We start from the raw sequence: 15,172 nt of genomic DNA, 5'->3' as shown, positions 1-15,172 counted from the left end.
CCTTCTTCGCCGGTGTCACGACGCCCCGGCCCGCCAACAAGCAGCTATCGCCAGCCATGAATACTCAGTACCGCAAGAACCTCCCCGGCACCGCGCTGGACTATTTCGATACCCGTGCCGCCGTGGATGCCATCCAGCCCGGTGCCTATGCCACGCTGCCGTACACCTCGCGCGTGCTGGCCGAAAACCTGGTGCGCCGCTGCGACCCGGCCACGCTGGAGCCCTCGCTGCGCCAGCTGATCGAGCGTCGCCAGGATCTGGATTTCCCGTGGTTCCCGGCACGCGTGGTCTGCCATGACATTCTCGGCCAGACCGCCCTGGTGGATCTGGCCGGCCTGCGCGATGCCATTGCCGATGCCGGCGGTGATCCGGCGCAGATCAATCCAGTGGTGCCGACCCAGCTGATCGTCGATCACTCGCTGGCAGTGGAATATCCCGGCTTCGACAAGGCAGCGTTCGAGAAGAACCGCGCCGTCGAGGACCGCCGCAATGAAGACCGGTTCCACTTCATCAACTGGACCAAGAAGGCGTTCAAGAACGTCGACGTGATTCCGCCGGGCAACGGGATCATGCATCAGATCAATCTGGAGAAGATGTCGCCGGTCGTGCAGGTGCGCGATGGCGTGGCCTTCCCGGATACCTGCGTGGGCACCGACAGCCACACCCCGCACGTGGATGCGCTGGGCGTGATCGCGATCGGCGTGGGCGGCCTGGAAGCGGAGAGCGTGATGCTCGGCCGTGCCTCCTGGATGCGCCTGCCCGACATCATCGGCGTGGAGCTGACCGGCCGCCCGCAGCCAGGCATCACCTGCACCGACGTGGTGCTGGCGCTGACCGAGTTCCTGCGCAAGGAACGTGTGGTCGGGGCGTGGATCGAATTCTACGGCGAGGGCGCCAACGCGCTGACCATCGGTGACCGCGCCACCATTTCCAACATGACGCCGGAGTTCGGCGCCACCGCGGCGATGTTCTACATCGACCAGCAGACCCTGGATTACCTGCGCCTGACCGGCCGCGAGGACGACCAGGTCGCACTCGTGGAAACCTACGCCAAGGCCACCGGCCTGTGGGCCGACGATCTGGTCACCGCGCAGTACGAGCGCGTGCTGCAGTTCGACCTGTCCACCGTGGTGCGCAACATGGCCGGCCCGTCGAACCCGCACAAGCGCGTGGCGACCACCGACCTGGCCGCGCGCGGCATCGCCGATGAAGGCAAGCTGGCCTCGGGCAAGCAGGAGCAGGCCGATGGCCTGATGCCCGATGGCGCGGTGATCATCGCCGCGATCACCAGCTGCACCAACACCAGCAACCCGCGCAACGTCATCTCCGCGGCATTGCTGGCCCGCAATGCCAACCGCGCCGGGCTGACCCGCAAGCCGTGGGTGAAGAGCTCGCTGGCGCCCGGTTCCAAGGCCGTGCAGCTGTATCTGGAAGAAGCCGGTCTGCTGACCGAACTGGAACAGATGGGCTTTGGCATCGTCGCCTTCGCCTGTACCACCTGCAACGGCATGAGCGGTGCGCTGGACCCGAAGATCCAGCAGGAAGTGATCGACCGCGACCTGTATGCCACCGCCGTGCTTTCGGGCAACCGCAACTTCGACGGCCGCATCCACCCGTACGCCAAGCAGGCCTTCCTGGCCTCGCCGCCGCTGGTGGTGGCGTACGCGATCGCCGGCACGGTGCGTTTCGATATCGAAAAGGATGCGCTCGGCCATGATGCCGACGGCAACCCGATCACGCTGAAGGACCTGTGGCCAAGCGATGCCGAGATCGACGCGGTGGTCAAGGCCTGCGTCAAGCCGGAGCAGTTCCGCAAGGTCTACGACCCGATGTTCACCTTCAAGGTGGAACACGGTGCACCGATCAGCCCGCTGTACGACTGGCGCCCCCAGAGCACCTACATCCGCCGCCCGCCGTATTGGGAAGGCGCGCTGGCCGGGGCCCGCAGCCTGACCGGCATGCGCCCGCTGGCGGTGCTCGGCGACAACATCACCACCGATCACCTGTCGCCGTCCAACGCGATCATGGCCAGCAGCGCGGCCGGTGAGTACCTGGCGAAGATGGGCCTGCCCGAGGAAGACTTCAATTCCTACGCGACGCACCGCGGCGATCACCTCACCGCGCAGCGTGCGACGTTCGCCAACCCGAAGCTGATCAACGAAATGGCCGTGGTCGATGGCCAGGTCACGCAGGGGTCGCTGGCGCGCGTGGAGCCGGAAGGCGAGGTCACCCGCATGTGGGAAGCGATCGAAACCTACATGGATCGCAAACAGCCGCTGATCATCATCGCCGGTGCCGACTACGGCCAAGGCAGCTCGCGCGACTGGGCCGCCAAGGGCGTGCGCCTGGCCGGCGTGGAAGCGATCGCCGCCGAAGGCTTCGAGCGCATCCACCGCACCAACCTGATCGGCATGGGCGTGTTGCCGCTGGAGTTCAAGGAAGGCGTCAACCGCAAGACCCTGGGCATCGACGGCACCGAAACCTTCGACGTGCTGGGCGAGCGTGTGCCGCGTGCCGAGCTGACCTTGGTCATCCATCGCCGCAACGGTGAACAGCTGCGGGTGCCGGTCACCTGCCGCCTGGATACCGCTGAAGAAGTCTCGATCTACGAGGCCGGCGGCGTACTGCAGCGGTTTGCCCAGGACTTCCTGGAATCGGCGCAGGTCGCCTGATCCCACCCGCATCACGACGGCCCGGTAATGGGCCGTCGTTCCCTCAGGACTTCGATATGGCGTTTCTCCCCCAGCTCCGCATCCCCGCCACCTACCTGCGCGGCGGCACCAGCAAGGGCGTTTTCTTCAAGCTGACCGACCTGCCTGCCGCCGCGCAGGTGCCCGGCCCGGCGCGCGATGCGCTGCTGATGCGCGTGATCGGCTCGCCTGATCCGTATGCCAAACACACCGATGGCATGGGTGGCGCGACCTCCAGCACCAGCAAGTGCGTGATCATCTCCGCGCCGTCGGTGCCGGATCACGACGTGGATTATCTGTACGGCCAGGTCGCGATCGAGACCGCGTTCGTCGATTGGAGCGGCAACTGCGGCAACCTCAGCACGGCGGTGGGGCCGTTCGCGATCAGCAACGGCCTGATTGACCCGGCGCGGATTCCGCACAATGGCGTCTGCACCGTGCGCATCTGGCAGGCGAACATCGGCAAGACCATCCTGGCGCATGTGCCGATCGTGGAGGGCCAGGTGCAGGAAGACGGTGATTTCGAACTGGATGGCGTGACCTTTCCGACCGCCGAGATCCAGCTGGAGTTTCTGGATCCGTCCGATGATGGCGAGGGCGGGGCGATGTTCCCGACCGGCAATCTGGTCGACACGCTCGACGTGCCCGGCGTGGGCAGCTTCCAGGTGACGATGATCACCGCCGGCATTCCGACCATCTTCCTCAACGCGGCCGACCTGGGCTACACCGGCACCGAACTGCAGCCGGCGATCAACGAAGACAGCGCGGCGCTGGCACGCTTCGAGGCGATCCGCGCGCACGGCGCGGTGCGCATGGGGCTGATCGAGACCATCGAGCAGGCCGCGACCCGTCAGCACACGCCGAAGGTGGCCTTCGTCGCCCCGGCACAGGACTACGTGTCCTCCAGCGGCAAGCAAATCGCGGCCACTGCCATCGATCTGCACGCACGCGCGCTGTCCATGGGCAAGCTGCACCACGCCATGATGGGCACTGCCGCAGTCGCCATCGGTACCGCCGCCGCGATCCCGGGCACGCTGGTGAACCTGGCCGCCGGCGGCGGTGAGCGCGAATCGGTGAGCTTCGGTCATCCCTCCGGCACCTTGCGCGTGGGCGCGCAGGCGGCCTTCGTTGACGGGCAGTGGACGGTCACCAAGGCCATCATGAGCCGCAGTGCCCGCGTATTGATGGACGGCGCCGTACGGGTGCCCGCCACGACCTTGTAACCCCAACAGGAGAATCACGATGTCCGGTCATGACAGCCACAGCAACCAGCGTCCCGCATGGGACACGGTCCTGACCGACATCGTCGATTACGTTCGCGACTATCAGGTCAGCTCGCCGCTGGCGTATACCACCGCGCGGCACTGCCTGATCGATACGCTGGGCTGTGGGCTGGCCGCGCTCTCGTTCCCGGCCTGCAGCAAGCTGCTCGGGCCGCTGGTGCCCAGCGTGCGGGTGATCAACGGTGCGCGCGTGCCAGGGACGCGCTTCGAGCTTGATCCGGTGCAGGGCGCCTTCAACATCGGCGCGATGATCCGCTGGCTGGATTTCAACGACACCTGGCTGGCAGCGGAGTGGGGGCACCCGTCCGACAATCTCGGCGGCATTCTCGCCACCGCCGATTGGCTCAGCCGCAATGCCGAGGCGCTGCGGCGGGCGCCGCTGACCATGCGCGATGTGCTGGAGGCGATGGTCAAGGCGCATGAGATCCAGGGCTGCCTGGCGCTGGAGAACGCCTTCAACCGGGTCGGGCTGGATCATGTGGTGCTGGTCAAGGTCGCCTCCACCGCGGTGGTGTCGCACATGCTCGGGCTGGATCGCGAGCGCATGCTCAATGCTTTGTCGCTGGCCTGGGTGGATGGGCAGTCGCTGCGCACTTACCGGCACGCGCCCAACACCGGCTCGCGCAAGAGCTGGGCGGCGGGCGACGCCACCAGCCGGGCGGTGCGCCTGTCGCTGATGGCCGCGGCCGGGGAGATGGGCTACCCCAGCGCGCTGACCGCGCCGACCTGGGGCTTCTACGACGTCTCCTTCGGCGGGCAGCCGTTCCGCTTCCAGCGGCCTTATGGCAGTTACGTGATGGAGAACGTGCTGTTCAAGATCAGCTATCCGGCCGAGTTCCATGGCCAGACCGCGGTCGAAGCGGCAATGCACGTGCATGCCCAGATGCGCGCCACCGGCAAGCGCAGCGAAGACATCGCGCAGATCACCCTGCGCACCCAGCAGGCCTGCCTGCGCATCATCGACAAGCCCGGCCCGCTGCATAACCCGGCCGACCGCGACCACTGCGTGCAGTACATGGTGGCGATCGGCTTGATCTTCGGCCGGCTGGTGGCCGAGGACTACGAGGATGACGTCGCTGCCGATCCGCGCATCGATCCTCTGCGGGCGAAGATCACCTGCGTGGAAGAGCCGCAGTTCACGGCCGACTACCTAGACCCGGACAAGCGCAGCATCGCCAACGCGCTGCACGTGACCTTCTCTGATGGCAGCACGATGGAGGCCGTGGTCGAGTACCCGCTGGGCCACGCCCGGCGCCGGGCCGAGGGCATCCCGCTGCTGGAGGACAAGTTCCGCCGGCACCTGGCCGGGGTGTTCCCGACCGTGCAGCAGCGCCGGATCCTCGAGGCCTCGCTGGACCCGGTCGCGCTGGAGGCGATGCCGGTGCACGAGTACATGGACCTCTACGTCGCCACGTAGAGCCGACCGCTGGTCGGCTGCTCTCCGCTGCCTCTCGCCGCGCTCCTGCCCCCGACCATGACGCCGGATCGCCCGGCACCCGCGCCCCCCGGGCGGACCGGGACGGCCCGTATACTGGCGGCCTTGTTCAAGGAGTGACGTCATGGCTAGCCGCAGTCGGTTCGGGCAGTGGAGCTGGAAGGGAATCGCAGGCCTGGCGCTGGTCGCCGGCCTGGCCATCGGCGTCGGGGGCTGCAAGCGCAACGACAGTGGCCAGCTGCCAGCCCCCTCCGGCGCACCGATCGCGGCCAAGGCCGAGGCCATCACCGAGTTCACCCTGGTCCGGGCCTACCCCGATCAGAAGAGTGACGGCCTGTCGCTGGCGCTGGAGTTCTCCCGCCCGCTGGTCGGCACCCAGGATTTCGACGCGCTGGTCCGCTTCGCCGAGAAGGTCGGCACCGAGGACAGCAGCTGGTCGCTGTCCGATGACGGCAAGACCCTGCGCTATCCGTTCGTGGAAGCGGCCAAGGAATACTCGCTGATCGTCTCCCCCGATCTGCTCGCCGCCGATGGGAGCCGGATCGGCAAGGAGCTGCGCCAGAAGGTCTTCACCGGCGAGCTCAAGCCGGTGGCCGGGTTTGCTTCGCAGGGCAGCGTGCTGCCGGCCAAGGACAGCCGTGGCCTGCCGGTGGTGTCGGTCAACGTGCCGGAAGTGGACGTGGAGTTCCTGCGCGTGCGCGAGAAGGAGCTGCCGAACTTCTTCAGCCAGTACCAGCGCGGCGGCCGCCGCGGCAGCTGGGAGCTGGACAGCGACTACGGCGACAAGACGCCGATGTCGCAGCTTGCCGAGCCGGTCTACGTCAACCGCTTCGTGATCGGCGGCAAGCAGAACGAGCGCGTGCTCACCTACCTGCCGACCCAGGACATCAAGGAGCTGCAGCAGCCGGGCCTGTACTTCGCGGTGATGAAGCGCAGCGGTTCGTTCGAAGGGGAGTACGACACGGCCTTCTTCACCGTCAGCGACATCGGCCTGCATACGCGCGCCTACAAGGACAAGCTGTTCGTGCACACCGCCTCGCTGCAGAGCGGGGCGTCGCTGAAGAAAATCGAGCTGCGCATCCTGGATGGAAAAGGCGAGGTGGTGCTCAAGGGCGCAACCGACGGCAACGGCAATGCGCTGCTCAATTACACGTTGGATGCCAGCCATGTGCTGATCGCCAGCAGTGGCGGTGACACCTCGATGCTGCCGTTCAACCAGCCCGCGCTGGACCTGAGCGAGTTCGCCGTGGCCGGCCGCGACAACGCCTGGTTCGACGTGTTCACCTGGTCGGGCCGCGATCTGTACCGCCCCGGCGAAACCGTGCGCATCTCGGCCCTGCTGCGTGACAACGACGGCAAGCCAGTGAAGCCACAGCCGGTGTTCCTGCGCCTGAAGCAGCCCGACGGCAAGACCTTCCGCGAGACCCGCCTGACCCCGGGCGAGCAGGGCTATTTCAGCTTCGAACAGCTGATTCCGGCCGAAGCGCCAACCGGGCGTTGGCAGGTGGAGTTCCGCACCAACCCGGCCAGCAAGGAAGCGATCCAGGGCATGACCCTGCGCATCGAGGAGTTCCTGCCGGAGCGCATGAAGCTGGACCTGGACAGTGCCCAGAAGATCCTCAAACCGGGCGAGCCGCTCAAACTGCAGGCCGATGCTGCGTACCTGTACGGTGCGCCGGCCGACGGCAACCGCTTCACCGCACGCCTGGCCGTGGCGGCCGAGCAGTCGCCGGTCGAGTCGCTGCCGGGCTATTTCTTCGGCGACCCGACCACCGCGCTGCCGCGCGAGGCACGCGACGTCATCGATACCCAGTTCCCGGCCGATGGCAAGCTGCGCCAGGACGTGGAGCTGCCGGCCGAGGTGAAGCCGACCGCGCCGATCGCGGTGGTGCTGTCCGGCAGCGTGTATGAAACCGGCGGGCGCACCGTGACCCGCACCCTGAAGCGGGTGATGTGGCCGGCCACCGCGCTGGTCGGTGTGCGCCCGTTGTTCGATCCCAAGGACGGCGCCGACGCCAACAGCAATGCGCGCTTCGAGCTGATGCGCGTGGACGCGGCAGGCAAGCCGCAGCCGGCCAAGGGCCTGAAGGTCACGCTGGTGCGCGAGCTGCGCGACTACCACTGGACCTTCAACGACAACCGCTGGGATTACGACTTCACCCGCCGCTTCGAGAACAAGGACACCCGCACCGTCGACGCCGGCAGTGCCGCGGTCGGTATTGATTTCCCGGTGGAGTGGGGCGAGTACCGGCTGGACGTGTTCGACCCGGCCACCGGGCTGACCAGCCGCTATCCGTTCAACGCCGGCTGGAGCTGGAACGACGACAACCGCGGCCTGGATGCGCGCCCGGACAAGGTCAAGCTGGCCTTGGACAAGACCGGCTACAAGGCCGGCGACACGGTGCGCGTCACCGTGACCCCGCCGCATGCCGGCAAGGGCGTGCTGATGGTCGAGAGCGACAGGATGCTCTACGTCCAGGATATCGACGCCAAGCCGGGCAGCACCTACGACATTCCGGTCACCGCCGAGTGGGAACGTCACGACGTCTACATCACCGCGCTCGTGTTCCGCGGCGGCAGTGCGCCGAGCAAGATCACCCCGGCCCGTGCGGTCGGCGTGGTGCATGTGCCGATGGACCGCAGGGCGCGGCAGATCGCGGTCGGTCTGGTGGCGCCCAAGCAGATGCGCCCGGAGCAGACCCTGCCGGTCACCGTGAGTGCCCCGCAGCTGGCCGGCAAGGTCGCGCATGTGACCGTCTCGGCGGTGGATGTGGGCATCCTCAACATCACCCGCTTCCCGGTGCCCGATGCTGCCAGTCACTTCTTCGCGCAGCGTCGCCTGGGTGTGGACGCCTATGACATCTACAGCCGCGTGATCGAAAGCTTCGACGGCAGCAGCGGCAAGCTCAAGTTCGGCGGCGACATGGCACTGGCGGCGATGCCGCAGGCCAAGCGCCCGACTGCGCGCGTGCAGACGGTCGACCTGTTCTCCGGCCCGGTGAAACTCGATGCCAAGGGCATCGCGCGGATCGCGCTGAAGGTGCCGGATTTCAACGGCACGCTGCGCGTGTCGGCGCTGGTCTATGCCGATGACCAGTACGGCAAGCGCGATGTGGAAACCGTGGTGCGCGCGCCGATCCTGGCCGAAGCCAGCATGCCGCGGGTGATGGCGCCCGGCGATACCAGCACCGTGACCCTGGACGTGCAGAACTTCACCGGCACACCGGGCGAGTTCAAGGTGCAGGTCGATGGTATCGGCCCGCTGACCCTGGGCGAATCCAGCCGCACGCTCAAGCTCAATGCCGATGCGAAGAGCACGCTGAGCTTCCCGCTGACCGCGCGCGAGGGCTACACCGTGGCCAAGGTGCGCGTGCGCGTGGATGGCAACGGCTTCAAGGTTGATCGCCGCTATGACCTGCCGGTGCGTGCGGCATGGCCGCAGGTGCTGCGCGCACAGACCCGCACGCTGGATCCGCTGGCCGCCGTCACGATGGAGGCCGGCCTGGCTGATGGCCTGATGAACGACTCGGTGACCGCGCGTATGCTGGTCAGCGCGCTGCCGCCGATCCCGTTCGCCAGTGCCTTGAACGGTGCGCTCAACTATCCGTATGGCTGCGCCGAGCAGACCACCAGCAAGGGCTACGCCGCGCTGATGCTGGATGAGGCGACCTCGGCCATGCTGGGTGCAGACGGGTTGGACGCCAAGACCCGCCGCGAGCGCATGGAGGGCGCCTTCGGCCGCCTGGCCTCGATGCAGGTCGCCAACGGCAACTTCTCGATGTGGGGCGACGACGGTTACATCAATCCGTGGCTGACCCCGTACATCGCCGAATTCCTGCTCGATGCCAAGGATGCCGGCTTTGCCGTGCCGGACACCGTGCTGCAGAAGGCACTGAACCGCCTGAGTGAAGACCTGCTCTCCGGCGGCAACCAGTTCTATGGCGAGGACCGCCGCGAGAACCTGAAGTTCGCCAACCAGGCTTACTCGGGCTACGTGCTGGCCCGGGTCAACCGTGCGCCGCTGGGGACCCTGCGCGCGCTGTACGACAACGAACGCAGCAAATCGCTGACCGGTCTGTCGCTGGTGCACCTGGGCATCGCGCTGTCGCTGCAGGGCGATCACAAGCGCGGTGATGCGGCCATTGCCGCCGGCTTTGCCAAGCGCGCCGACGACCGTCCGGCTTACTTCGCCGATTACGGCAGCGCCGTACGCGATGACGCGCTGATGATCGCGCTGCTGCACGAGCGCAAGCTGTCCAAGCCGGCCTACGATGCTCGTGCGGTCGATCTCGGCCGCGCGCTGGATGCCCGCCGCAACAGTGGCTGGATGTGGCTGAGCACCCAGGAGCAGGTGGCGCTGGCCCGCATGGGCAAGGCGCTGTCGGCCAACCAGAAGAAGCTGGTCTCCGGCGAGCTGGTGGTGGGGGGCGAAAGCGAGAGCATCTCGGCGCGCCGCATGTTCGGCCGCAGCTTCGACTACGCCGCGCTGGCCAAGGGCGTGCGCTTCACCCCGCAGGGGGAGCCGCCGATGTTCGCCAGCCTGGAAGTGGCCGGCATTCCGCGCAACCCGCCGGAACCGGACAGCCGCACGCTCGGCGTGGAGCGCAGCTGGTACACCACCGATGGCAAGCCGTGGACGCCGCGGCCGCTGAAGGAAGGCGAGGCCCTGATCGTACGGGTCAGCGTCACCCCGAACGTGGACATGCCCGATGCGCTGCTGACCGATCTGCTGCCGGCCGGGCTGGAGATCGAGAACTTCAACCTGGGCGATGCGAAGCAATGGGCCGATGTGGTGGTCGACGGGCTGAGCGTGAACGACCGCGGCGATGCGGCCAACATCAAGCACGAGGAGTTCCGCGACGACCGCTATGTGGCCGCGCTGAAACTCTCCCGTGGCAGCACCGCCAAGGTGTTCTACTTGGTGCGCGCGGTCACGCCGGGCACCTACCGCGTGCCGCCGCCGCTGGTGGAGGACATGTACCGGCCGGACCTGCGCGGCGTTGGGCGCAGCCTCCCGGCATCGCTGACCGTGGTGCAGCCCTGATCGCAGGGCGGGCCGTCCCCGTGACGGCCCGCCTGCCTCGCTGCTGAACGGACATGACGTCTCTTATTTCCAAGCGGTGGTGGGCGTCGGCGCTACGCGGCGTGCTGCCGTACCTGCGATGGGGTACGGCGGCGCTGCTCACCGTACTGCTGGTGCTGGACCTCGCGTTTCCGCCGCCGCTGCCCAGACAGCGTGACACCAGTACCCTGGTGGTCGCGCGCGATGGCACGCCGCTGCGCGCGTTCGCCGATGCCGACGGCGTGTGGCGCTATCCGGCCTCGGCCGACAGCGTGTCGCCGCTGTACCTGCAGGCCCTGCTGAACTACGAAGACCGCTGGTTCTGGCGGCATCCCGGCATCAATCCCTGGGGCCTGCTGCGCGCGGGCAAGCAATGGCTGTTCGAGCAGCGGATCGTTTCCGGCGGGTCAACCCTGACCATGCAGGTCGCGCGGATTCTCGACCCGCATACGCGTACCCCATGGGGCAAGGCCAAGCAGCTGCTGCGCGCGGTGCAGCTGGAACTGCACCTGAGCAAGGCGCAGATCCTGGCGCTGTACCTGGAGCGCGCGCCCTACGGCGGCACCATCGAAGGCGTGGAAGCGGCGAGCTGGGCGTATCTAGGCAAACCGGCCTCGCAGCTGTCGCATGCCGAGGCGGCGCTGCTGGCGGTGCTGCCGCAGTCACCCAGCCGGTTGCGCCCGGACCGGCATCCCGAGGCCGCCCAGCGTGCCCGCGACAAGGTGCTCGAACGCCTGGTGTCGTTGGGGGTGTGGTCACGCGAGGAGGTCGACGATGCCCGCATCGAACCGGTGGTCACCCGCGCCCTGCAGCCGCCGCTGCATGCCGCCTTGCTGGCCCAGCGCCTGCGTTCGGCCCAGCCGCGGGCGGCACGGATCGAGAGCACGCTGGACATCGGCCTGCAGCGCACGCTGGAAGAGCGCGTGTCCTCGTACTTTTCGCAGCTGCCCGAGCGCACCTCGGCGGCTCTGCTGGTGGTGGACAATCGCACGCTGGAAGCACGCGCCTATGTCGGTTCGGTGGCCTTCGGCGACAAGCAGCGGCTCGGTCATGTGGACATGGTGCAGGCGTGGCGCTCGCCGGGCTCCACGCTGAAGCCGTTCCTGTATGGCATGGCGCTGGATGACGGGTTGATCCATTCGGAAAGCCTGATGGTGGATGCGCCGCAGAGCTTCGGCGGGTATCGGCCCGGCAACTTCGATGCGGCCTTCAACGGGCCGGTGAGTGCCGCCACGGCGCTGCGCTTGTCGCTCAACGTGCCCGCGGTCGATCTGCTTGACCGGGTCGGATCGGCGCGTTTCGCCGCACGCTTGTCGCATGCGGGCATCAACCTTCGGTTTCCCCACGGCAGTGCGCCCAATCTCTCGCTGATCCTTGGCGGCACCGGTGCGCGGCTGGAGGATCTGGTCGGCACCTTCGCCGCGTTCAACCGCAACGGCATCGCTGGGCGGGTGCGGTACACGGCGCAGGATGCGGTGATCGAGCGGCGCCTGATGTCGCCCGGCGCGGCGTGGATCACCCGGGAGGTACTCGAGTCCAATCCACGCCCGGGCTATGGCACGGGCACCTTCGATGTCACCGGCCGGCCGCGTGTGGCCTGGAAGACCGGCACCAGCTACGGCTACCGCGATGCCTGGGCGATCGGCACGACGCGGCATTACACGGTGGGCGTCTGGGTGGGGCGTCCGGATGGCACGCCGCTGCCCGGCCAGTACGGGGCGGTGACCGCGTTGCCGTTGATGTTCGAAGTGGTCGACAGTCTGCCGCGCCAGGCTGGCGATGCGAGCACGGCACCGATGCCGGCCAGTGTTGCGCAGGCCGACATCTGCTGGCCGACCGGTGGCCTGGCCGAGCAGACCGCAGCGCCACTGTGCCAACGCCGGATGCCGGCCTTCGTGCTGGAAGACGTGGTACCGCCGACGTTTGCCGAACGCGAGGCGCGGCTGTGGCAAACAGGTCTGCAACGCTTCCAGGTGGATGCGCGCACGGGCTTGCGATTGTCGCCGGAGTGCAGCCGGCCGCATGAACCAGCACAGCGCGAGATCGCGCGCTGGCCGGCGCTGTTGTCCCCGTGGCTGCCGCAAGCCCAGCGTCAGGCCTCGCAGTTGCCTGCGTTGTCGCCGGATTGCAGCGACGATGGCCGCGAGAGCGGGGGCACCCTGCACATCGAAGGGCTTAACGACCGGGCCACCCTGGCGCGCGCACCGAATGCCGAGCACGGCGTGCGCCTGCAACTGCGCGCGCTGGGCAATGACACCACGGTGGACTGGTTGCTGGATGACCGCTGGATCGCCCGCACCGAAGGTGCGCGTCTGTTCCAGCGTGATTTCGATGAGGTGGGCGAGCACACGTTGACCGCGTTGGCTGCCGATGGTGCATGGACGCAGGTGCGGTTCCGCATCCTGCGTTGATCATGCGGTGCGCAGGGTCTGGCAGTGCCGGCCACGGGCCGGCACTGCCGTCCAGCATTACTCCCCGATCCAGCCGTCCAGCAGATCGGCGAATTCGTCGGCGTGTTCCTCTTCCTGCGCCAGGATCTCTTCGAGGATGCGCTTGGTCGTGGTGTCCTTGTCGCCCACGAAATTGATCATCTCGCGATAGCTGTCGATCGCGATGCGCTCGGCGATCAGGTTCTCGCGGACCATGTCGCGCAGGTCGCTGCCTTCCTTGTACTCGGCATGCGAGCGCGCAGTGAGCGTATCCGGGTTGAGGTCCGGCTCGCCGCCCAGCTGCACGATGCGTTCGGCCAGCTTGCCGGCGTGCGCCTGCTCCTGCTGTGCGTGTTCCAGGAACTCGGCCTTGATCGAATCGGCGAGCATGCCCTTGGCCATGAAGTAATGGCGGTAGTAGCGCAGCACGCACACGTATTCGGTGGCGAGCGCGTCGTTGAGCAGCTTGATCACCGCCTCGCGGTCGGCGCTGTAGCTGTCGGTGATCGCGCCGTCTTCGATGTCCTTGCGGGCCTTGGCGCGCAGGGTGGCGGTGTCGCTGATGCCCGCCGGGCGGGCGTTGTTCCGGGTGTTCTTGGCTGGCGTTGACATGGCTGGCCGGTGTCCTCTCTTGCGTGGTCTAGCGGGGGAGATGCTCCAGCACGTACTGCGCTGAAGACACCTCGAATTTTCCGGGTTCCTCGATGAAGGTTTCGCGCACGACACCGTCTTCGACATACAGCGCGAAGCGACGCGATCGCGTCCCCATACCCGAACTGCTGGCATCCATTTCCAGGCCGAGCGCACGGGTGAATTCACCGTTGCCATCGGACAGCAGCTGCAGGCCGTCGGGTACCTGTTGGCTCTCGCCCCAGGCCTTCATCACGAACGGATCGTTGACCGCCATGCAGAACACCTCGATGCCGCGGTGGCGGAATTCGGGGAACTGCTCGATGAAGCCGGGCAGGTGCCGGGCCGAACAGGTCGGGGTGAATGCGCCGGGCACGCCGAACAGCACCGCCTTGCGCGAATCGAACAGGGCATGGGTGTCGATGGTCTCCATGCCCTCGCGGATACGCTTGAGGGTGACTTCGGGAATGCGGTCGCCAACGTGGATGGTCATGCGGACTCCTTGGACACAGGCAGGGTAGTGAGGGGCATGGGATGGCCATGTCAACATGTTGAAAAACGGCCGTGCAGACCCATCTCCAACGGGAAAGGCGGGCCACGGGGGCAGCGTAGCCGGCCGGGATGTCCGCCGCATTGCGCAGGATCATTCGCGCCCGGCGTCACGGTGGGCCGGTCCGCAGCGGCTAGAATTGCGCGGACGGCGCCCGCCCACGCGGGTGGCCGAACTTAGTCGAGGTGTTTGGATGGAATTCAAGGATTATTACGCCACGCTCGGGGTGGAACCCACCGCGGGCGATGCTGAGATCAAGACCGCTTACCGCCGGCTGGCGCGCAAGTACCACCCGGATGTGAGCAAGGAAGCCGGGGCCGAGGATAAATTCAAGGCGGTCAACGAGGCTTACGAGGCGCTGCGCGACCCGCAGAAGCGCGCAGCCTATGACCAGCTCAAGGCGCAGGGTTACCGCCCCGGCGAGGAGTTCCACACCCCGCCGAACTACGGTGGTGGCCAGGGCTATGACTTTGAAGAGGTATTCGGGGGCGGCGCCGGTGGTGGCGGCTTCAGCGATTTCTTCGAGAGCCTGTTCGCGCGCCAGCGCGGTGGCGGCGGCGGCCGTGCCAGCGGCTTCGGGGGTGCCAGCCAGGGCCCGCAGCCTACCCGCGACACCCGCGCCAAGCTGTCGGTGCCGCTGGAGGCCGCCTACCAGGGCGACAGCCTGCGCATCAACGTGGGCGGCAAGCAGCTCGATGTGCGCGTACCCAAGGGCATCCGCCCCGGCCAGGTGATCCGCCTGGGCGGGCAGGGCACCGGTGGCGGCAACCTGCTGCTGGAAGTGGAATACGCCGAGCACCCGCAGTTCGAGGTCGATGGCCGCAACATTCTCTACACCCTGCAGGTCACCCCGTGGCAGGCGGCGCTGGGGACCAGCATCAGCGTGCCCACCCTGGGCGGTGCGGTGGACCTGAAGGTGCCAGCCGAGTCCGATGCCGGGCGCAAGCTGCGCCTGCGTGGCCGCGGGCTGCCGGGCAACCCGGATGGCGATCAGATCGTGGAACTGGAGATCATTGCGCCGGCGCCCACGGATGAGGCGCAGAAGAAGGCCTACAAGACGCTGGCCAAGGCATTCGGCGAGAAGATCTGAGGG

The 15,172-nt window shown here is 67.4% G+C and carries 8 protein-coding genes; 6 read left to right on the top strand and 2 right to left on the bottom strand.

Annotation, left to right across the window (positions count from 1 at the left end):
* Positions 1–56: 56 nt before the first annotated feature.
* The 5 genes from acnD (at position 57) to pbpC (ending at position 12,881) form a co-directional block, all read left to right on the top strand.
* Positions 57–2,672, top strand: coding sequence for a Fe/S-dependent 2-methylisocitrate dehydratase AcnD (gene acnD / locus ACTT2I_RS13125; RefSeq protein ID WP_421099176.1), 2,616 nt, complete (start codon positions 57–59; stop codon positions 2,670–2,672).
* Positions 2,673–2,728: 56 nt separating this feature from the next.
* Positions 2,729–3,913 (top strand): 2-methylaconitate cis-trans isomerase PrpF, encoded by a 1,185-nt coding sequence (gene prpF, locus ACTT2I_RS13120; RefSeq protein WP_421099177.1) that lies wholly within the window; start codon positions 2,729–2,731, stop codon positions 3,911–3,913.
* 19 nt (positions 3,914–3,932) lie between these two features.
* On the top strand, positions 3,933–5,390 hold the full coding sequence (locus ACTT2I_RS13115) for a bifunctional 2-methylcitrate dehydratase/aconitate hydratase (protein WP_421099178.1): 1,458 nt from the start codon (positions 3,933–3,935) through the stop codon (positions 5,388–5,390).
* Between the two features lie 142 nt (positions 5,391–5,532).
* The gene (locus tag ACTT2I_RS13110; RefSeq protein WP_421099179.1) at positions 5,533–10,452 is read left to right on the top strand and encodes an alpha-2-macroglobulin family protein; all 4,920 of its coding nucleotides are present in this window, start codon (positions 5,533–5,535) and stop codon (positions 10,450–10,452) included.
* 53 nt (positions 10,453–10,505) lie between these two features.
* Entirely contained in the window at positions 10,506–12,881 is a 2,376-nt protein-coding gene (gene pbpC / locus ACTT2I_RS13105) for a penicillin-binding protein 1C (RefSeq protein ID WP_421099180.1), read from the top strand.
* 57 nt (positions 12,882–12,938) lie between these two features.
* On the opposite strand, the gene ACTT2I_RS13100 is transcribed toward pbpC, so the two are convergent.
* Both ACTT2I_RS13100 and ACTT2I_RS13095 read right to left on the bottom strand, forming a co-directional pair.
* A complete protein-coding gene (locus tag ACTT2I_RS13100; RefSeq protein ID WP_088432976.1) occupies positions 12,939–13,511 on the bottom strand; it encodes a ferritin-like domain-containing protein in 573 nt (190 codons plus the stop codon).
* Positions 13,512–13,539: 28 nt separating this feature from the next.
* A complete protein-coding gene (locus ACTT2I_RS13095; RefSeq protein WP_088432977.1) occupies positions 13,540–14,022 on the bottom strand; it encodes a peroxiredoxin in 483 nt (160 codons plus the stop codon).
* A 250-nt stretch (positions 14,023–14,272) separates the two neighbouring features.
* Between ACTT2I_RS13095 and ACTT2I_RS13090 the strand changes: the two genes are divergently transcribed.
* Positions 14,273–15,169, top strand: coding sequence for a DnaJ C-terminal domain-containing protein (locus tag ACTT2I_RS13090; RefSeq protein ID WP_088432978.1), 897 nt, complete (start codon positions 14,273–14,275; stop codon positions 15,167–15,169).
* The last annotated feature ends 3 nt before the right edge of the window (positions 15,170–15,172 follow it).

This window comes from Stenotrophomonas sp. PUT21 (assembly GCF_052232875.1).
Classification (GTDB): Bacteria; Pseudomonadota; Gammaproteobacteria; order Xanthomonadales; family Xanthomonadaceae; genus Stenotrophomonas; species Stenotrophomonas maltophilia_N.
This window is presented reverse-complemented; position numbering and strand designations above follow the sequence as displayed.